Origin of the sequence: Streptomyces sp. SudanB5_2050, assembly GCF_964272335.1 — a bacterium.
GTDB classification, from domain to species: Bacteria; Actinomycetota; Actinomycetes; order Streptomycetales; family Streptomycetaceae; genus Streptomyces; species Streptomyces rochei.
The window spans coordinates 350,931-371,319 of the sequence record NZ_OZ186760.1 but is presented as its reverse complement, the minus strand read 5'-3'; the positions used below and the strand labels follow the sequence as shown (position 1 = coordinate 371,319).

Here is a 20,389-nt window from a genome sequence, read left to right as displayed (position 1 = left end):
CCTTTTCACTCTCGGTCGTCCGCACGGCAGTGCTTCGGCCGGGTGCCCTCGTACGGATGCACTGATTCCAGCCGGCCGATCACCGTCCACGAGCAGGCCGTGCCCCCGCCGGGCCCGTCCTCGTCCGGTGCGAGGAGGTGCGGGCCGGGCGGGTCGCCGAAGAGCCGGTGCACGAGAGATCGTCTCCTCAGTCGCGGCCGCGGGCGTGCCTGAAGCGTGTGAGCCCTTCGGCGAGGTCGACGACCGGCTCCGGATAGTCGAGCGCGGAGCGCTCCTGCGCCCTCAGGCGCCAGGGCTCGTGCACCCTCCCGCCGTCCACATCGCCGAGTTCGGGGACCCAGCGGCGTACGTAGGCACCGTCCGGGTCGAACCGTCTGGCCTGGACGAGGGGGTTGAGCACCCGGTGGGGGCGGGTGTCGGTGCCGGTACCGGCGACCCACTGCCAGTTCATCTGGTTGTTGACGACGTCGCCGTCCACGAGGAGGTCCAGGAAGTGCCGGGCGCCGATCCGCCAGTCGACGTACAGCGTCTTGGTCAGGAAGCTCGCCACCAGCAGGCGCGCCCGGTTGTGCATCCAGCCCTCGTGGCGCAGCTGACGCATCGCCGCGTCGACGACGGGATATCCGGTACGTCCCTCCCGCCACGCGGCGATGTCCTCGGCCGCCTCCTCCTCGTCCCGCCACCGGTCGTGGCGGGTGCGGTAGTCCTCGGTCGACGCCCCGGGCCGCGCCGCCAGCACCTGGTGGTGGAAGTCCCGCCAGCACACCTGGCGTACGAAAGCCTCCGCGCCCGGCCCGCCGTGTGCCCGGGACCGCTGGACGAGTTCCACGGGGGACAGCGCTCCGAAGTGCAGGTACGGCGAGAGCCGGGACGTGCCGTCGCCCGCCAGGTCGTCGTGCCGGTCCTCGTAGAGGGGCAGCCCGGAACGCGTCCACCGCGAGAACTGGTCGCGCCCGGCGGACTCCCCTCCGGTCGGCAGACCGGGCGAGACGCCGGGCACCTGCGCTCGGTCCGGCAGCGGCTCGCCGCGCACCCCGTCGGGCACGCGCACGGTCCGCGGCGCGGCGAGGGGATCCCTCAGCGACTCCTGGGACCAGCGGCGGAAGTACGGGGAGAACACGGCGAAGTGGTCGGAGCCCGCGGGCGTCACCGCCCCCGGGGCGACAGCGGTGATCACCGCCTCGTGCACGCGCAGGGCGACACCGTCGCCGCCGAGCGCCTCGCGCAGCCGCTCCTCACGGCGGTGGGCGTACGCGGTGACGCCCGCGGCCATGTGCACCTCGGTGGCCCCGCACTCGGCGGCGACGGCGCGGACCTCGCGGGGGACCGGCCCGGCGCGGATCACGAGCCGGCCGCCGCGGCGGCGCAGCGAGGCGTCGAGGTCGTTCAGACAGTCGGCGAGGAAGGCTCTCCGATTGGGCGCGTCGAAGCCCGCCGCGTGGATGCCGGGGTCGAGCACGAACAGCGGCACCACCTCGTCCGCCGCCTTCAGCGCGGCGTGCAGCGGAGGATGGTCGTGCAGACGCAGATCCGAGGTGAACAGGACGACCGCGACGGTCATGGTGTCACTCCTGGCGCAGTGGTACGCGGTGGTACCTGAACGGGTGCCTGTCGCTCCGCACTTCGTGGGGGACGCGCGCGCCGGATGCGCCGCGCGCGCCGATCACTCCTCCGCGCGGTCAGCTCCTCGCCGCGGCCCGGCCGTTCGTCACCACCATCGTGCCCTCCTGCTCTCTCCACCGCTCACCGTCCCACCTACCGATCATGGGCCCCACGGCGTGACCGCGCCCGTCGAGACCGGGCCGCACCGGCCCGCCGGGACGCCTGACGGTCAGGCGAGGTTCTCGGTGAAGAACTCGTCGAGCCGGTCGAAGGGGATGAGGTCCTTGCGGTCGTACAGGTCGACGTGGTCCGCGCCCGGGACGACCACGAGGTCGACGGTCTCGGGTGCCGCCTTCCGGACGTCCTGGGAGTAGTAGAGGGAGTGCGCCTCGGAGCCGGCCACCAGGAGGGCTCTGCGGGGCGCCAGCATGTCGATGTTCGTCATCTGCCGGTAGGCGAAGAACGACATGGGCGTGGTCGCGGTCCACGCGGTGGTGGAGTTGATCGAGCGAGGGTGGTAGCCGCGCTCGGTGCGGTAATAGGCGAAGAAGCTCTTCGTGACCGGGTCGGCATCCGCCGGGAGGGTCTCGGGCAGGACCCGGTCCGAGGGGGCGACGTCGCCGTTCTCGTCGAAGGGGACCTCGTGGGAGCCCCGCGCGTAGGTGCCCTGCTCGGCGTCGATCCAGCGCTGTCGGCTGACGTGGTCCACGATCTTCCGGCGCTGCTCGCGCGTGTAGAAGTCCTCGTGGCCGCGGGAGATGCTGCGTGACATGTCGTACATCGAGGCCGTGGCGACCGCCTTGATACGGCTGTCCGCGGCCGCGGCGGTGAGCGCCATGCCGCTCAGCCCGCACACGGCCTGCAGGCCGATCCGCTCGCGGTCGACGAACCGCTGCAGGCCGAGGAAGTCGACGGCGGCATGGAAGTCCTCGGTGAAGATCTCGGGCGAGCCCACGTCGCGCACCCTGCCGCCGCTCTCCCCGGTGAAGGAGGGGTCGAAGGCGAGGGCGACGTAGCCGCGGCGGGCGAACTCGTTGGCGTAGAGCCCCGAAGACTGCTCCTTGACGGCGCCGAACGGGCCGCTGAGAGCCAGGGCGGGCAGCCTGCCCCTGGCGTTCTTCGGCACGTAGAGGTCCGCGGCAACCGTGATGCCGTAGCGGTTCTCGAACCGTACCGGGGTCCGCTCGACGTTCCTGTCCAGTGCGAAGGTGTAGCCGCCCTTGCCCGTGGCCTTGCCCTGTCCTGCGGCGCCGGCGGCGCGGCCGGCCTCCGCGCCGAAGGCGGGCAGAGTCGTGAAGGACGCGGCGGCGGCAGCGCCGCCACCGGCGATCAGTCCGAGCGCTTTGCGACGCTCCATGGGAAGGACCTCATATTCGATCGGTGGTGGAGGAAAGCGGAGCGACGGGCCGGGCTCGGAGGCCCGCCGCTTCGGGTGAGCGGGGCCGGGTCATGGCTTGACGAGGACCTTGAGGCTCTTGCGGTCGGCCATGTCCTGGTAGCCGGCCGGGACGCCGTCGAGGTCCGTGGTGACGTCGAAGACCTTCCCCGGCTCGATGGCGCCGTCCAGGATGTCGGGCATCAATTCCTCGATGTAGGCCCGCACCGGCGCCGGTCCGCCGGCGAGCCGGATGTTGTGGCGGAACAGACTCCCGAAGCCGATCGGTGCCTCCTCGTACTGCGGGACGCCGACGCGGCTGATCACGCCGCCGGGGCGGACGATCCCGGTGGCCTGCTGGTAGGCGGCCATGTTGCCGACGCACTCCAGGACCACGTGCGTGCCGTGCCCGCCGGTCAGCTCCCGCACCGCCTCGATGCCTTCCTCGCCGCGGGCGGAGACGACGTCGGTGGCGCCGAACTCACGGCCGAGGCCGGTGCGCGCCCGGTGGCGGCCCATCAGGATGATCTGCTCGGCGCCCAGGCGCTTGGCCGACAGGACTCCCAGCAGGCCGACCGCGCCGTCACCGATCACGGTCACGCGGGTGCGCTCGTCGACCCCGCCCGCCACGGCGGCGTGGTAGCCGGTGCCGAAGACGTCCGAGAGGGTCAGCAGGGACGGGATGAGCGCGGAGTCGGCTGCGACGGGCAACTTGACGAGGGTGCCGTCCGCCAGCGGTACGCGGACGGCTTCGGCCTGGCCGCCTTCCTCGGCTTCACCGTCCCAGAAGCCGGCCTGCGGGTGGGAGCAGGAGGTGTGCAGGCCCTCGCGGCAGAACTCGCAGGTGTTGTCGGAGATGGCGAACGGGGCGACGACCAGGTCGCCGCGCTTCACGGTGGTCACCTCGGAGCCGGTGTCCTCGACGATGCCGATGAACTCGTGGCCCATCCGGGCCGGGCCGTCCTCGGGCTTCATCGAGGCGTACGGCCACAGGTCGCTGCCGCAGACGCAGGAGGCGGTGATGCGGACCAGGGCGTCGGTGGGGTGCTTGACGACGGGGTCGGGGACGTTCTCGACGCGGACGTCGCCGGCGCCGTACATGAGGGTCGCGCGCATGGGGTGGTGCTCCGTTTCCGAGTGGTGCGTGAGAGGTGTGGCGTGGATCGGTCCGGCTCCCCGTACGAGGGCCGTACCGAGCGTGCTGCCGGGGGCGTGAGCTGGTCGTGACCACTCTCGCCGGTTTGATCCGTTTGGGCCCTATTTGGCGGCCTTCTTCGTGATCGTTGTCGCGTCGGTGTCCGTGCCGGCCCGGGCGAGGGCTGCTGCCGTGCGGCGGCGCTGGTGGAGCGCGATGAGGACGGCCGGGATCAGCGTGAGGGCGGCGATCACGGTGCCGACGAGGGCGGGACCGGTGGTCCCGAGCGGCGAGTCGAGGGTGAGACCGGCGATCCATGAGCCGACGGCGGTACCGAGATTGAACGCCGAGACGGTCAGGGCCGAGGCGAGCAGGGTGCCTGCTTCGCGAAGCGGACCGCCAGTGCCATCAGCACCGGGTTGGCACCCAGGCCGAAGAAGCCGAGCAGGGTGACCAGGACGATGGTGGGCACGGCGTAGCCGGCCAGCAGGGAGACCGCCAGCAGCAGGAGGGTCGCTCCGGCAGCGGCCACGACCGTGACGGTGTGCGGGTGGCGGTCACCCAGGCGGCCCCCGACCAGCGAGCCGGCCAGGGCGCCCAGGCCGAATCCGACCAGGACCAGCGGCACGATCCCGGACGCGATGCCGGAGCGCTCGGTCAGCAGCGGGGCGATGTAGGAGTAGGCGGCCAGGACACCTCCGGTCGTGGTGGCGCAGGCCGCCAGCACCAGCCACACACGGCCGGAGCGCAGCGCGGTCAGCTCGGAGCGGACCGACACCGTCTGCCGGGCATGTCCGTCGTGTCCGACCGTGCGGGCGATCAGCACGATGGCCGCGGCGGACAGAGCCGCGAGTGCCCAGAAGGGGCCGCGCCAGCCCACGAGCTGTCCGGCGAACGCGCCCAGCGGCACGCCGACGACGTTGGCGAGCATCGCGCCGGCCCCGACGAGGCCGAGGGCGCGGGAGCGGGCGGCGGGGCCCGCGGCGTCGGCGGCGGCCACGTTGGCCACCGCCCAGAACGCGCCGGTGGCGATCGCGGTCAGGAACCGTGCTCCGAGGATCACGGAGAAGTCGGAGCCGAGCGCGACGATGACGTGTCCGGCGGCGAAGATCCCCAGGGCGAGCATCAAGGTGAGCCGTTTGGGCAACCGCAGGGTGAGCATGGCCATCAGCGGCGCACCGACGATCATCCCGACGGCGAAGACGGTGATCAGCAGACCGGTCCGCGCGACACTGACTTGCAGGTCGCCCGCGATCTCGGGCAGCAGGCCGGCCACGACGAACTCGGTCGTGCCCATCAGGAACGTGCCGAGCGCCAGGATGTGGACGACGAGCGGCAGCCGGGACGATCCCGCTGCCTGCTCGGCCGGTTCGGTACGTACCTCGGCGGGAGCCTGGAGGGTTCCTCCTCGCGTACTCACGGTGCATCTCCAAAGGGGGGTGATCGGGGTGCGTCATCCAGGAAACCGGCCGCCCCGCCCTCGAGGAAGGTGGCGTTTATGGGGGGTACAAGCTCAACCTCCCTCCCCGAGTGAGCCTGACTACCGTGGAGGACATGGACGACGACCAGCACGATCACCGCACCGAGATCCGGGACTTTCTCGCCGGCCGCCGCGCCAGGATCAGCCCGGAGCAGGCAGGAATGCCTACCAGTGGCCGGCGCCGGGTCCCGGGCCTGCGGCGCGAGGAGGTCGCCGTGCTGGCCGGGATGAGCACCGAGTGGTACACCCGTCTGGAGAAGGGACACATCAGCGGCGTCTCCGAGGACATCCTCGCCGCCGTCGCCCAGGCACTCCAGCTCGACGAGGACGAGCGCACCTATCTGTTCGATCTGGCCCGGGCCGCACGCCCCGCTCGCCGCGCGCCGTCGCGCCGCCGGGACGTCGAGGTCCCGCCCCGCATCCAGTGGCTGCTCGACTCCATCACGATGTCCGCCGCCTTCGTGCGCAACGGCCGCCTGGACGTCATCGCCCACAACGCCCTCGGCCGCGCCCTGCACGCCCCGATGTTCGACAGCCCCACCACCGACGAGCGCGGCCGCCCCAACTTCGCCCGCTACCACTTCCTCGACGACACCTCCCACGACTTCTTCGCCGACTGGGAATCCGGCGCCGCCGCCACCGTCGCCCTGCTGCGCGCCGAGGCGGGGCGTGAACCCCACGACCGGGCCCTGCGCGAACTGATCGGCGAGCTGTCCACCCTCAGCCGCGACTTCCGCACCCTGTGGGCCGCGCACGAGGTCCGCATCCGCCACGACGGCGTCAAAGGGCTCCAGCACCCCGACGTCGGCGAGCTGGAGCTCACCTACCAGTCCGTGGACCTGTCCGTGTCGCAACGGGCCGTCCACGACCTGAGCCTCTACACCGCCGAACCCGGCAGCACCTCCGAGGAACGCCTCAAGCTCCTCGCCAGCCTGACGGCGACCCCGTTCCAGGCGGCAGAGCCCACCGACCGACTCACCTGAACCGGACGGTCCTGTACGGGCAGGCCGACCGCTCCGGCATGTGAAGATCACGCGCAGACGGCATCCACGGGATTGATCTTGGGCATGCATCGGCCGCACCTCGATGCCCCCACCATGAGGAGAGCCGAGCAGTGAGCACCCCCCTCTTCACGCCCACACCGACGGCGCCGGGCAGCCTCCCCCTGATCGGACACGCCCACCGTCTCGCCCGCACCCCCCTGCCGTTCATGGCCTCGCTGCGAGAGCACGGCAGCGTCGTCCGCATACGCATCGGCACCGCGCCCGCCTACGTGGTCACCGACCCTGCCCTCACCCGCAAGGTCCTGGTCACCGACGCCGCCGACTTCACCAAGGGCGGCAAGATCATCGACGCTCTGCGCGTGTTCTTCGGTGACGGACTCGCCACCGTGGCCGACGGAGACGTCCACCTGCGCAACCGACGCCTGATGCAGCCGATGTTCAACAAAGCGCACATCGCCACCCGAGGCGACGCCATGATCGACCAGGTCCGGTCCATGGTCGCCACCTGGGAGGACGGCGAACACCGGGACGTCTTCGCCGACATGAACAACCTGACCCTGGCCGCCTTCCTCGTCGCGCTGTTCGGCACCGATCTGCCGCCTCACCTGCAAGAGGAGTTCACCACCCTCATGCCGGCCATCATGAAAGGAACGATCCGCCAGACGATCCTGCCGCCCTGGGCCAACCGGCTGCCGCTTCCGGCGAACCGCGCCCACGCAGCCCGGGTCGCCCGTCTGCGCACCCTCATCGACCAGGCCATCGACCACCACACCGGCCAACTGCCCAGCTCGACGGGGGCGGCGGCGCCGACCGGATGCCCCCACGCCGCTCGCCCCACCGGCCTGTTCGAGACTCTTCTCACCGCACCGGAGCCCCTGAGCCGTCAGCAGCTCCAGGACGAAGCCATCACCCTGCTGACCGGTGCCATCGAGACCACCGGCACCACCCTCGCCTGGACCCTGTACGAGATCAGCCAGGACCCGCACGTCGAACAACGCCTGCGCGCCGAACTCGCCTCGGTCTGCCAGGACCGGCCGCTTCGCTACACCGACGTCGACCAACTCCACTACGCCCGCAGAGTGCTGCAAGAAGCCGTGCGCAAGTACGGGCCGGCCTGGATGGTGACGCGCACCGCGACCCGGGACACCCGGCTCGGCGGACACTCCATTCCAGCGGGCGCGGACGTCGTCTGGAGCCCCTACCTTCACCAGCACGACCCGGAGGTCTTTCCGGAACCCGGTCGTTTCGACCCGGACCGCTGGACGCGCGCGGAGACCACGGCGGCCCGTGGCTCCTTCCTCGCCTTCGGCGACGGACGCCGCAAGTGCATCGGTGAGAACTTCGCCTGGGCCGAGCTGCAGATCATCCTGGCGACCATCCTCCAGAACTGGTCGCACCTTCAGCTGACGACACGGCCGCCGCGGCCGCAAGCCGTCGTCACCGTCAAACCCGACCGCCTGACCATGTCCTACCGTCACCCCACCACGACCGGGCACCAGGGCGACGAAGACCGGGCCCACCGCCCGCCCGCCCGACCGGTATAGAGCGGACACCGACCGAACGTCGTGCCCGCGCTTCCGGCTCGACCGTCAGCGTGGCCGCCGTTGCACGACGTCGGCGAGCACCGTGGTCACGAGCTTGTCGACGGTTGCCGTGGGCGGCGGGCCGGGGTCGCGGTCCGCGAACAGGAGATGCCCGCCACCGACCAGGGAGAGAGTGAGCGAGTCGATGTCGGCGTCGGCCGCGATGCGGCCCAGTTCACGCTCGTCGGCCAGGTAGGCGGAGATCGCGGTCGCGACCTGGGCGAGGATCGCGATGCCGCCCCCGGGAGTGGCTCGTCGAAGCCGCGCGCGCAGCTCGTCCCGGAAGGTGATGAGCGGGATGACGGCCACCGGAACCGGGCCGAACAGGGTGGTCAGCGCAGTGGTGAGGTTGTCGGTCACCGTGCCGGTGCCTGCGGATTCGCGCAGCGCGCTCGCCTGCGTCTCCAACTGCGCGGCCCGGTCGAGCACGAGGTCGGTGAGGAAGGCGTCGAAGTCGCTGAAGTACCGGTGCAGGACGCCTTTGGCGCAGCCCGCCTCGTCGGTGACGGCGCGGCTGGTCAGGGCGTCCGGCCCGTCCCGCAGCAGCACGCGTTCGGCGGCGTCGAACAACTGCTGCCGCGCGTCGCGAAGGTGCACCCCGGTCGGCACTCACAGATCCTCTCGTGCGTCGGACTGTCGGCATCCATTGCCCAGTGGGCATGTGCCCACTAAGGTGGGCACATGCCCACCTTACCGCGAGAGCAACCAGAACCTTCCCGAGTGGAGTCGCACGAGGTCCGGCGGATGGCCGAGTCGTTCGGTGCGGACGCGCAACGCTACGACCGGGCCCGTCCCGGCTATCCCGACGCGTTGGTGGCGCGGGTCGTCGCCGGGAGCCCTGGGTCCGAGGTGCTCGACGTGGGCTGCGGCACCGGCATCGCGGCCCGCCAGTTCCAGGCCGCCGGCTGCGCCGTGCTCGGCGTCGAGCCGGACGAGCGGATGGCCGAGTTCGCGCGCGCCCACGGCCTGGAGGTCGAGGTGGCGACGTTCGAAGCCTGGCGGCCGGCCGGACGGACGTTCGACGCGGTGATCGCGGCCCAGTCCTGGCACTGGGTGGATCCGGTCGCCGGCGCGGTCAAGGCGGCCCGGGTACTGCGTCCGGACGGGCGTCTGGTGATCTTCGGGCACGTGTACGAGCCGCCCGCCGAGGTGGCCGAACCGTTCGCCGCCGCCTACCGGAGGGTGGTGCCGGACTCTCCGTTCAGCGGTCAGCCGGCCCGACGCCCACTGGACGTGTACCGAGCGGGGTACGCGAAGTTCGCCGACGCGATCCGTCGGACCGGGCGCTTCGACGACCCCGAACAGTGGCGGTTCGACTGGGAACGGTCCTATACGCGCGACCAATGGCTGGAGCTGCTCCCCACCACCGGCGGCCTCACCCGACTCCCTCCCGACCGGACAGCCGAGATCCTTGACGCGGTCGGGGCCGCCATCGACTCGATGGGCGGTTGCTTCACGATGCTCTACACCACCCTGGCCACGACCGCCGTACGCGCCGGCACCTCCTGACCCTCCCGGGGCGTCGGCCGTGCGGTTCCCCGCTCCACGACCACTCGATCATCCGCAGCCCCCTCGGCAACGCCTACGGCGACGACCTGCTGGGGCAGCACTACCCGACCTCGCCGAGGTCCTGCTCGAGTTCCTCCACGGCGTCCGTCCACAGGCCGGGCAACCGCCCGCCGTGGGGAAGCGCGTCGTCCACCGTGAAGGAGACCTCGGCCCAGTCCCCGAAGAAGGCCAGTCCCACGCCGCAGAGGTGGCCCGGCAGGAGCAGCGGGAGCAGCGCGGCGCCCGTGACGTCGGTGGCGCCCAGGACGCCGTCCTCGGCGAGCGGCACGGAGGTCGCCAGCAGCGTGGTGACGCGCGGTGAGGTGATCTGCCGCATGTACCAGGCCGTGGGCCGGGCGGGCATGTACCGGACCAGGTCGTGGACGGCCTGCCTCCGGGGCCTCCGCTTCACCGCGGAAGTCGCCGCCGCGACGAGTTCCAGCCGCCGAAGGGGCGAGGGCTCGGTCAGGGGGAGCCGCACCCGGACGGCGAAGGTGCGGTTCCCCCACGTCTGCTCCTCGTCGTGCCGGCGTGCGTCCACGGGCAGCAACGCCGACGTGTGGGGCAGGGGGATGCCGGCCTCCTCCGACCATCTGCCCAGGGCACCCGCCAGCGCCGTGAGGTGGACGTCGTTCGCCGACACCCCGCGTGCCCTGCCGATCCCGCGCAGCCTCTCGACGGGCAGCCGGGTCCGCAGCAGTTTCCGCCGTCCGGTGGGTACGAAGGCCGTCGAGGAGCGCCGGCCCGGACGCGGAAGGACGTCGAAGGCGTACGCCACCGCGAGGCCCAGCGCCGTGACCGTCCTGCGCAGGTTCTCCCCGCGACCGCGCGGCCGGGGCAACGGTCGGAGGGCGGGCTCCCCGGTGCCGAGCAGAGTACGGAAGGCCAGGGCGGCGGCGACACCGTCCTGGCACACGTGCTCGAACCGGTAACACACGGCGTACTCGTCGGGCGTCTCACCGTGCACCAGCCACAGTCCCCAGGGCGCGTCGCGGGGAAGTGGTGCGCCGAGGGCGGTCTCCAAGGGCGACGGCGGTGCCTCCGGGCCGGCCGTCACCACTTCGTGGACGTGGCGTTCCAGAGTGAACGCCTCGTCCGGACGCCACACGGGCGGCCGCGCGGTCCGTTCCAACCGATAGGTGAGCATGGGGAGTTCCGGCAGGCGCATCCCGACGTAGGCGCGGAAGTCGGCCAGGCTCGGTGGCCGGCCGCTGAGGTACGCGATGCCTCCCGTGTCCCAGCGGGCACCGGGACGGGCCTGCTCCAGTCTGAGGTACGCGCGGTCGATCGGGTGCGTGCGCACGTCGGCGGGCATGATCACCATCTTCCGGTCGAGGCGGTCCGGCGGGGCCGGGAAGCGGTCGGCATCCAGGAGGGCACGCCGGCCGGCGGACGGAGGAGCGTGGGGCCGGGGTGGGCGGTCGCTCGAACGGGCGGCGACCGGGTCGGAAGCACAAGGTAGACGGCCCTCCGCTGTGCCGACGCGGGGTCCCAAGGGTTCTTCACGCGGCCGGACCAGGTGTTCGCGTGCCTGTTCGTCAACCTCCGTACCCGGGGAACGCCTTGGGGGATGACCATGGGCGGAAGGGACGCAGCCGACCCCCGCCACCTGGCACTGTCCTCGGTGTGCGTGCGGAGCGTCCGACGGGGAGGCCGGGGATGAGAGCGGGCGAGTCGGTGGCGCGGCGGCGATTACGGCCACCCGCCTCCTCGGGGCGCGAGCACCGGGAGTCACGGTCGTGAACATCGCCCTCACCGGTGCCACCGGATTCCTCGGCCTCCGACTGCTGCGGTGCCTGCTGGAGCGGGACGGAACGCTGACCTTGCTCACCCACGCGGCCTCGGCGGACCCCTTCGGCCGCATCACACGGTTCCTCGAAATGTCCGGTGCGCCGGAACGGATGATCGCGGAACTGCCCACGCGGGTGCGGGTGGTACCCACCGACCTGAGCCGACCGCTCATGGGGCTGCCCGCGGACCGGTTCCGGGAACTGGCGGACCGCTTCGACGCGCTCTGGCACTGCGCCGGCTCCATCAACCTGGAGGGCGACCTCGCCTCGCTGCGCCGGGTGAACGTCGAAGGCACCAGAGCCGTACTGGAGTTGGCCGCCGCCGGGGGCCGTCGACCGGTGGTCCACCACGTCAGCACGGCCTTCGTGGCCGGAGCACGCCGTGAGGGCGTGGTCTACGAGGACGAACTCGACGACACCCACGGCTTCGAGAACGCCTACGAGCGGTCCAAGTACGAGGCCGAGACCCTGGTGCACGCATGGTCGCGGACACACCGCAGACCGGTGATCGTCCTGCGGCCCAGCATCCTGGTGACGAACCTGCCCCCGCACCCCGAACTGCCCCGGCACCCGCTGCAGGTCCTGGACCACTTGGTGGGGGACGCGCTGCGCGCCGTCGGTCTCGCGGACCCGGGACGTGAGCGGTCCGAACGGCCCGTCGCCCGACTGGTCGGCCGACGCTACGGCCACCTCAACATGATGCCCGTCGAGGACGCGGCGAAAGTCATGCTGCGCCTGGCGGACCGGGAGCCGTCCGGCCGGGTCGACACCTACCACGTCGTCCACGAGCACGACGTTCCGGTGGCCGCGATCACCGAACTCATGGAGCGGCTCGCGCCCCTGCGGACCCGCCTGGTCGAGAGGCGACCCGACGACGTGTCCGCCCTCGAAGCGTCCATGGACTTCTACCCCGGCATCACGCCCTACCTGAGCCACCTGCGCCGCTACGACGACACCCGGGTACGCACCGCGCTGGGAACCCCCCGGTCCGTCACCCGGGTGGACCTCGACTACCTGCTGTCCGGTCTCCGCCCGGCGCCCCCGGCCCGCGCGGAGGCGGATCCCGCGCGGCAGCGGCATTGAGCCCGCCCCGGGCCTCTCAGCCGACCGTCACCCGTACGCACGCCTCCTTGGAGCCCGCCCTTGTCCGCTCCCGCCCGGCCCGGCAGCACGGATACGCAACCGCCGGCCTTCTCACCCGAAGCGATCACCGCCGGCACCCGACGGATCCGGGAGCACGTGCACGTCGTCACCGACAGCACCCGCCGGACCCTCGGCCTGGCCTTCGGACCGCGCCCGGCCGACGAGGTCGTCGGCACGCTGCCGCCGCTGTACCCGGAGTGGCTCGGCGGGCGCGCCTTCTGCGAGGCCCACGGTGTCCGCTTCCCCTATGTGGCGGGTGAGATGGCGAACGGCATCGCGACCACCCGCATGGTCACCGCGATGGCCCGGGCCGGCATGCTCGGCTTCTTCGGCGCGGCGGGTCTCGGCCTGCCGGAGGTCGAGCGGGCCGTGCGCGAACTGGCCGACCGGCTCCGGGACAGGACCAACTGGGGCGTGAACCTCATCCACTCACCGGCCGAACCGGGGCTGGAACTGCGGACCGCGAAGCTGCTGCTCCACCACCGGGTGCCCCGCGTGTCGCTCTCGGCCTACCTGGAACTCACGCCCGCCGCGGTGCTGTGCGCGGCCCGCGGACTGCGCCGGGACACCGACGGGAGCGTCCTGCGACCCACCCGGATCCTCGCCAAGGTGTCCCGGCCCGAGGTCGCCGAGAAGTTCCTCTCACCCGCACCGGCCGAGCTGCTGCGCCGACTCGTCGAGCAGGGCGAGCTGAGCGCCGACGAGGCCGAACTGGCCCGTCGGGTACCGGTGGCCGAGGACGTCACGGTGGAGGCCGACAGCGGTGGCCACACCGACGGACGCCCGCTGGGCTCCCTCCTGCCCCGCGTGCTGATGCTGCGCGACGACGTCACCCGTCGTTTCGGCTACCGGCGCCCGGTCGGGATCGGTGCCGCGGGAGGGCTCGGAACGCCCGCCGCGGTGGCCGCCGCCTTCGCGCTCGGGGCGGCCTACGTGGTGACCGGGTCGGTGAACCAGACGGCCACCGAGGCCGGCATCTCGGACGACGCCAAGACACTGCTCGCCCAGGCGGACGTCGCCGACGTCACCATGGCGCCCGCGGCGGACATGTTCGAGATGGGCGTCACCCTCCAGGTGCTGCGCCGGGGCACGATGTTCGCCCCCAGGGCCTCCCGGCTCTACGCCGCCTACCGGGCCCACCCTTCCCTGGAGGACATCCCCTCCCCGGAGCGGCAGAAGCTGGAACGGGACGTCCTCGGGGCTCCCGTCGACGAGGTGTGGGAACGGACCAAGCGGTTCTGGGCGGCGCGCGACCCCGCACAGATCACACGGGCGGAGAACGACCCCAAGCACCGGATGGCCCTCGTCTTCCGCTGGTACCTGGGCAGCTCCAGCCGCTGGGCCATCGACGGGGACACCGGCCGGCGCACCGACTACCAGATCTGGTGCGGCCCGGCGGTGGGAGCGTTCAACCGGTGGACCGCGGGAGGCTTCCTCGCCGAACCGGAGAACCGCACCGTGGTGCAGATCGCGCTCAACCTCCTCGAAGGCGCCGCCGTTCTCACGCGGGCCCATCAACTGCGCACCTACGGCGTCCCGGTCCCGGCCTCGGCCTTCGCGTACACGCCGCGCAGGCTCGCGTGACCGCGCTCCCCGCCCCGGAAGCCGACGCCCCACGAAAGGGAGAGCCCGTGTCCGAGACCCACCCCCCGCAGGTACCCGTCGCCGTGGTCGGCGTCGGAGCCCTGGCCCCGGGCTCGACCGACCCCACGGAGTTCTGGCGGACCGTGCTCTCGGGCCGGGACCTGATCACCGACGTGCCTCCGTCGCGCTGGCTCGTCGAGGACCACTACGACCCCGACCCCGCCGCGCCGGACAAGACCTACGCGCGCAGAGGGGCGTTCCTGCCCGAGGTCGGCTTCGACCCGCTGGCCTACGGAATCCCGCCCACCACCCTCCCCGCCACCGACACCAGCCAGCTGCTCGCCCTCATGGTCGCCGACCAGGTGCTCGCCGACGCCGGCGGGCTGTCGGGTGTGGACCGCGACCGGGTCGGCGTCATCCTCGGCGCGTCCTCGCTGGAGCTGCTGAGCCACATGCAGGGGCGGACCCAACGCCCCGTGTGGTTGAAGGCCCTGCGGGAACAGGGCGTCCCCGAGGCCGAGGCACAGTCCGTGTGCGACGCCGTCCAGGACCACTACACGCCCTGGCAGGAGGCGACGTTCCCCGGGCTCCTCGGCAACGTCGTCGCGGGACGCATCGCCAACAGGTTCGACCTGCACGGCACGAACCACACCACCGACGCCGCGTGCGCGAGTTCGTTCGCCGCCCTGTCGACCGCGGTCGCGGAACTCTCCTTGGGCCGTGCCGACCTGGTCGTCAGCGGGGGCGTCGACACCCTGAACGACATCGGCATGTTCATGTGCTTCTCGAAGACACCCGCGCTGTCGCCCACCGGGGACTGCCGGCCCTTCTCCGACCGGGCCGACGGCACGATGCTCGGTGAAGCCGTCGTGATGTACGCGCTCAAGAGGCTGGCCGACGCGGAACGGGCCGGCGACCGGATCCACGCGGTGATCCGGGGGATCGGCAGCTCGTCCGACGGCAAGGGGACGGCGATCTACGCGCCCCTGCCCGAGGGCCAGGCACGGGCGCTGCGACGCGCGTACGAGCAGGCGGGCTACGACCCCGGCACGGTCGAACTCGTCGAGGCGCACGGCACCGGTACGAAGGCCGGGGACGCCGCCGAACTCGCCGCGCTGCGCACGGTGTTCGAGGAAGGCGGGCGCCGGGCCCGGCAGTGGTGCGCGATCGGCTCGGTGAAGTCCCAGATCGGCCACACCAAGTGCGCCGCGGGAGCCGCCGGCCTGCTCAAGACGGTCCTGGCCCTGCGCCACCAGGTCCTGCCGCCCACCATCAAGGTCGAGCGTCCCGCCTCCGCCCTGCGGACGCGGGACAGCCCGTTCTACGTCAACACCGAGGCGCGCCCATGGGTACGTCCGCCCGGCCATCCGCGCCGCGCCTCGGTGTCCAGCTTCGGCTTCGGAGGCAGCAACTTCCACGTCACCCTGGAGGAGTACGTGCCTTCGGCGGGGAACGGCCGTCCGGCGTGGCGCAGCCGGTGCGCGCCCACGGAACTGGTGCTGTTCAGCGCCCCCTCGCCGGACGCCCTGCTGGAGCGGACCATCGACCGGGGCCGCCCCCTCGCCGAGATCGCGCGGGAGAGCCAGGCCGGGTTCCGGCCCGGCGACGAGGCACGCCTGGCCGTAGTGGCGACCGACACCGACGACCTGTACGACAGGTTCGCGCAGGCCGCAGCCGCGATCCGGCGGCGGCCGCACGACGCGTTCTCCCTCCCGGGCGGGACGCACTACGGCACCGGCGACCCCGCCGTCGGCAAGGTGGCGTTCCTCTTCCCGGGACAGGGAGCCCAGTACGTCGGCATGGGGGCCGACCTCGCCATGTTCGCCCCCGAGGCCCAGGCCGTCTGGGACCGTCTGGCAGGCCGCCGGTTCGACGGCCGCGCCCTGCACGGCGTGGTGTTCCCGCCTCCCGGATTCGACGACACGGAGCGGGAGGAGCGGGCCGCCCTGCTGAACGCCACCGAGTGGGCGCAGCCGGCGCTCGCCGTGCACAGCCTGGCCCTCCTGGAGGTGGTGCGCGGCCTCGGACTGCGGCCCGACTGCGTGGGCGGCCACAGCTTCGGCGAACTGGTGGCCCTGCACGCCGCCGGAGCGCTGGACGCCGCATCCCTGGTCGCGCTGGCCCGCCGGCGGGGCGAGCTGATGCGCGCCGCGGCCGACACCCCGGGGGCGATGCTGGCCGTGGCCGCGAGCCGCGACCTGGTGACGGCCGTCCTCGCCGGAACGGGCTCGAAGAACGTGTGGCCGGCGAACCACAACGCGCCGGACCAGGTCGTGGTGTCCGGCGAGCGCGCAGCGATCGACGCGGTGGAGCGGGAGTTCCTCTCCAGGGGCGTCGCCGTGCGCCGGCTGGACGCCTCGCACGCCTTCCACAGCCCGCTGGTCGCCTCGGCGGCCGAGCCGCTGTCCGCGTTCCTGAACGACCTGACCCTCACGGCACCCGTGATCGACGTGTACGGCAACGCGGACGCGGCACCGTACCCGGGGGACGCCGGCGAAGTACGCCGCAGGATCGCCGCGCACCTGGCCGCGCCCGTGCTGTTCGATGAGCAGATCGAAGCCATGTACGCGGCGGGCGCGCGGACGTTCGTCGAGGTGGGCGCCGGGGCCGCGCTGACCGGCCTGGTCGGACGCGTCCTCGGTGACCGCGAGCACGCCGCGGTCGCCCTCGACCGCCGGGGGCAGGACGGGGTCACCACCCTGCACGGCGCGCTGGGCAGGCTCGCGGCGCGCGGTGCGCAGTTGGACTACGGCTTCCTTTGGGCGCCGTACGGACCGTCAGCGACAGCAGCGAAGGAGCGCGAACCGCGCATGACCGTGCAGATCAGCGGTGCCAATTACGGTCAGCCCTATCCCCCCGAGGGCGGGGCGGCCGAACTGCCGCCACCCAATCCGCCCCGGACTCCGCCGGTAGCCGCACCGGCCACGACGCTCGCGCCCGCCCCACCGCCGTTGCCGCTCGGCGGCCCTGTTCCGGCACAGGAACCGGAACCCGTATCCGGAGTGGGACCCGTATCCGGAGTGGGACCCGCGCCGGTCCGGGAACCGGCATCGGTACCGGAACCCGTACCGGCCGCCCGATCACTGCCGGAGCCGATCGACCCCGCCCTCCCCGCGGACCCGCACTGGTCGGCCATGGTCGAGAGCGTGCAGCGGCACGCGGCGGAGGCCCACGCGGCCTGCCACCGCATGATGGCCGACAGCCACATGGCGTTCCTGCGGATGACCGAGACGACCCTGGCCGCGCTCCTGGGCGCGCCCCCGAGGGAGGACGCTCCGGTCCTGCCCGCTGCGTCCGCGGCCCCCGATCTCGCCGCGGCGTCCCCCGCCGGCCTCCCGCCGGCCCCCGCTCCCGTGCACCATGGGCCCGAGACGCCCCCCGGGGCGATGCCGCGGACTCCCGCCCCGCCACCGCCGGCCGCCCCCGCGCCGACCGCCGCCTCCGTCGTACCACCCGCCCGTCGGCCCGAGCCCTCACCGGCTCCGTCCCGCGCCGACGCGCCGTCGGCCGCGGACCCTGCGCGGTTCGAGGAACTGCTGCTCTCGGTGGTCGCCGAGCGCACCGGATACCCGGTGTCCATGCTGAACGCGGACATGGCGCTCGATGCGGACCTCGGCGTGGACTCCATCAAGCGCGTCGAGATCCTCTCGGCCGTTCGGCAACGGGTGGGCGACCTGCCGACCGGGGACGTGGCCGCGCTCGGCAGGCTCAGCACGCTCCGCGAGATCGTGGACGCCCTCAAGGCCGCGGTCGCTCCCGCCGCCGTACCGTCCGCTGTCGCACCGTCCACCGCTGCCGTACCGTCCGCCGCTGCCGCACCGCCCGACGCCGAGCCCGACACGGCCGTCGCGAGCCGGGAACCGGAGCCGGTGGAACTGAGGCGCCTCGTCCTGCGCACGGTGCACGCGCCCGCGCCGGGACTGGAGATGGCGGGCCTCCGCGACGGCCCGGTGTCCGTGGTCGGAGGACCTTCCGCGCTCGCCGCCCTGGTGGCCGGGAAACTCACCGGTCGCGGAGTACGGGCCGGGACCGCGACCCAGGTGCCCGACGGAGCGGGCGCCGTCGTGCACCTTGGCGGACTGCTCGACATCGGGTCACCGGAGGAGGCCGGACAGATCCTGCGCGACGCCTTCCGCACGGCACGCTCGGTCGCGCCGCGCATGGAGGCCGCCGGTGGGGTGTTCGTCACTGTCCAGGACACCGGTGGCGACTTCGGGCTGGACGGCAGGGAACCCGGCCGCGCCTGGCTCGGCGGCCTCGCCGCCCTGACCAGGACCGCCGCACAGGAGTGGCCGGACGCCTCCGTCAAGGCCATCGACTGCGAGCGCGGCGGCCGGGACGCCGAGACCGTCGCCGAGGCGATCGTCGAGGAACTGCTCGAAGGCGGACCGGCACCGGAGGCCGGCCTGCGCGCGGACGGCACCCGCCTCGTACCGTGCGCCGTCGAAGCACCGGCGGAACCGGGCCCGGAGACGACGGGCATCGGCCCGCGGTCCGTGATCGTCGCCACCGGGGGAGCGCGGGGGGTCACCGCGGCCGCCCTGACCGACCTCGCCCGGACCCACCGGCCGCGCATCGCTCTGCTGGGCCGCACGGAACTGGTCGCGGAGCCCCCGGGCGCCTCCGAGGCCGCCGACGAAGCCGCACTGGTGCGCTTGCTCGGGGAGCAGCGGACCGCCGGCACCGGCCCGGCCGAGATCCGCGCGCGGGCGAGGGCCGTCCTGGCGGCGCGCGAGGTACGGGCGACACTCAGCCGACTGGAGGAGGCAGGCTCCCCGGTCCGGTACCTGACCGTGGACGTCAGGGACGGCGAGGCCCTGGCGTCCGCGCTCCGCGAGGTCCGAGAGGCATGGGGCCCCGTCACCGGGATCGTGCACGGCGCCGGAGTCCTGGCCGACAAGCGGATCTCCGACAAGACGGACGAGCAGTTCGACCGGGTGATGACCACCAAGACCGACGGTCTGCGGGCGCTGCTCGCCGCGACGGCCGACGACCCGGTCGAGACGATCTGCCTGTTCTCCTCGGTGGCCGGGGTCTTCGGCAACGCGGGACAGTGCGACTACGCCATGGCCAACGCCGTCCTCGACCACGTGGCGTCGGCCGAACGGGCCCGGCGGCCGGACTGCCGGGTGCGCTCCATCGCCTGGGGGCCCTGGCACGGCGGCATGGTGACCCCGGCACTGGCCGAGCGCTTCCACCGGTCGGGTGTCGAGCTGATCCCACGGGAGCGGGGCGCCGCCGCCTTCACCACCGAACTCGACGCGGCGGCCCGTGACAGTCGCATCGTCGTGGTGGCCGGCGACGGGGAGGCGCCGTCGTACGGTGCGGGCGACCCGCCCGCCGCCCATGTCCGCGTCACCTCCGCCACCCACCCCTACCTGGCCGACCACCGCGTCGCCGACGACCCGGTGCTGCCCCTGGCCTTGGTCCTGGACTGGTTCACCGGCGCGGCCGGCGTCTGGCGCCCCACGTCCGGAGTTCCGGTCCTGCGCGACGTGCGGGTGCTCGACAAGGTCACCCTGCCGGGGCTGGAGAACGAAGGGCACCGCTTCACCGTGCACGGCCGCCGCCGCGCCGTCGGCCCCCCGACGGGGCTGGAGGCCGAACTGCGGGACGCGGACGGGGCGCCGCACTTCCACGCCGTACTGGACTTCGGGGCGGCACCCTCAGAAGAGGGGACATGGGCCGGCCCCCGGGAGGGGGACGACACGGAACGCCCCGTCTCCTACGACGGACGGACCCTTTTCCACGGACCACGGTTCCAGGCACTCCGCACCCTGCGCGGTGTCGGCTCCGACGGGGCGGAGGCGACCGTCGTGGGCGTCACCGGGCTGGGCTGGGGCGGCACCCACTGGCAGACCGATCCGGCCGCGGTGGACGGCGCGCTGCAACTGGCCCTGGTCTGGGCGGACCACGCCCTGGGGAGCGCGTGTCTGCCGATGGCCGTCGCCGAGTGCCGCGTCCACCGGCGCGGCCCCGCCGCGGACAGCCTGAGGTGCGTGGTGCGGGCCCGGAAGGTGCACGACACCGGCGCACGGTGCGACGTGGCCCTCCTCGACCCGGACGGCACCCCTCGCGTGGAACTGCTCGGCGTGGAGCTCGTCCGCCGTCCCGACTGAACGAGCGCGCTCCGCGCCCCCGTTCC

General features: G+C 72.9%; 14 protein-coding genes. 6 read left to right on the top strand and 8 right to left on the bottom strand.

The window, feature by feature from the left end; genetic code table 11:
- Positions 1–5: 5 nt before the first annotated feature.
- The 6 genes from ACFZP7_RS01175 to ACFZP7_RS01150 all read right to left on the bottom strand — a co-directional run bounded on the left by ACFZP7_RS01175 (position 6) and on the right by ACFZP7_RS01150 (position 5,532).
- Positions 6–173, bottom strand: coding sequence for a hypothetical protein (locus tag ACFZP7_RS01175; protein ID WP_210900842.1), 168 nt, complete (start codon positions 171–173; stop codon positions 6–8).
- Positions 174–187: 14 nt separating this feature from the next.
- A complete protein-coding gene (locus ACFZP7_RS01170) occupies positions 188–1,561 on the bottom strand; it encodes a cryptochrome/photolyase family protein (protein WP_385633567.1) in 1,374 nt (457 codons plus the stop codon).
- 270 nt (positions 1,562–1,831) lie between these two features.
- Entirely contained in the window at positions 1,832–2,959 is a 1,128-nt protein-coding gene (locus tag ACFZP7_RS01165; RefSeq protein ID WP_385633566.1) for an alpha/beta hydrolase, read from the bottom strand.
- A gap of 90 nt (positions 2,960–3,049) precedes the next feature.
- Positions 3,050–4,093 (bottom strand): zinc-dependent alcohol dehydrogenase family protein, encoded by a 1,044-nt coding sequence (locus ACFZP7_RS01160; RefSeq protein WP_385633565.1) that lies wholly within the window; start codon positions 4,091–4,093, stop codon positions 3,050–3,052.
- A 141-nt stretch (positions 4,094–4,234) separates the two neighbouring features.
- Complete coding sequence (locus ACFZP7_RS01155; RefSeq protein WP_385633564.1) at positions 4,235–4,366, bottom strand: hypothetical protein; 132 nt, start codon at positions 4,364–4,366, stop codon at positions 4,235–4,237.
- Between the two features lie 101 nt (positions 4,367–4,467).
- On the bottom strand, positions 4,468–5,532 hold the full coding sequence (locus tag ACFZP7_RS01150; RefSeq protein WP_385633563.1) for an MFS transporter: 1,065 nt from the start codon (positions 5,530–5,532) through the stop codon (positions 4,468–4,470).
- Between the two features lie 134 nt (positions 5,533–5,666).
- Here ACFZP7_RS01150 and ACFZP7_RS01145 point away from each other — a divergent pair, with 134 nt between their 5' ends.
- Together ACFZP7_RS01145 and ACFZP7_RS01140 are read left to right on the top strand one after the other, a co-directional pair.
- Positions 5,667–6,575, top strand: coding sequence for a helix-turn-helix transcriptional regulator (locus ACFZP7_RS01145; protein ID WP_385633562.1), 909 nt, complete (start codon positions 5,667–5,669; stop codon positions 6,573–6,575).
- A 131-nt stretch (positions 6,576–6,706) separates the two neighbouring features.
- On the top strand, positions 6,707–8,140 hold the full coding sequence (locus ACFZP7_RS01140) for a cytochrome P450 (RefSeq protein ID WP_385633561.1): 1,434 nt from the start codon (positions 6,707–6,709) through the stop codon (positions 8,138–8,140).
- Between the two features lie 45 nt (positions 8,141–8,185).
- Here ACFZP7_RS01140 and ACFZP7_RS01135 read toward each other — a convergent pair whose 3' ends face one another.
- Positions 8,186–8,788 carry a TetR/AcrR family transcriptional regulator gene (locus tag ACFZP7_RS01135; protein ID WP_019324553.1) on the bottom strand — a complete coding sequence of 201 codons (603 nt, stop codon included), beginning with the start codon at positions 8,786–8,788 and terminating at the stop codon, positions 8,186–8,188.
- 72 nt (positions 8,789–8,860) lie between these two features.
- Between ACFZP7_RS01135 and ACFZP7_RS01130 the strand changes: the two genes are divergently transcribed.
- On the top strand, positions 8,861–9,688 hold the full coding sequence (locus ACFZP7_RS01130) for a class I SAM-dependent methyltransferase (protein WP_385633560.1): 828 nt from the start codon (positions 8,861–8,863) through the stop codon (positions 9,686–9,688).
- A gap of 100 nt (positions 9,689–9,788) precedes the next feature.
- Here ACFZP7_RS01130 and ACFZP7_RS01125 read toward each other — a convergent pair whose 3' ends face one another.
- Entirely contained in the window at positions 9,789–11,042 is a 1,254-nt protein-coding gene (locus tag ACFZP7_RS01125; protein ID WP_385633559.1) for a wax ester/triacylglycerol synthase domain-containing protein, read from the bottom strand.
- 424 nt (positions 11,043–11,466) lie between these two features.
- On the opposite strand from ACFZP7_RS01125, the gene ACFZP7_RS01120 reads away from it, so the two are divergent.
- The 3 genes from ACFZP7_RS01120 to ACFZP7_RS01110 all read left to right on the top strand — a co-directional run bounded on the left by ACFZP7_RS01120 (position 11,467) and on the right by ACFZP7_RS01110 (position 20,363).
- Positions 11,467–12,600, top strand: a complete 1,134-nt coding sequence (locus ACFZP7_RS01120) for an SDR family oxidoreductase (RefSeq protein ID WP_385633558.1) — start codon at positions 11,467–11,469, stop codon at positions 12,598–12,600.
- Positions 12,601–12,756: 156 nt separating this feature from the next.
- The gene (locus ACFZP7_RS01115) at positions 12,757–14,244 is read left to right on the top strand and encodes a PfaD family polyunsaturated fatty acid/polyketide biosynthesis protein (protein ID WP_385633557.1); all 1,488 of its coding nucleotides are present in this window, start codon (positions 12,757–12,759) and stop codon (positions 14,242–14,244) included.
- A 47-nt stretch (positions 14,245–14,291) separates the two neighbouring features.
- Positions 14,292–20,363, top strand: a complete 6,072-nt coding sequence (locus ACFZP7_RS01110; protein ID WP_385633556.1) for an SDR family NAD(P)-dependent oxidoreductase — start codon at positions 14,292–14,294, stop codon at positions 20,361–20,363.
- Positions 20,364–20,389: the final 26 nt, after the last annotated feature.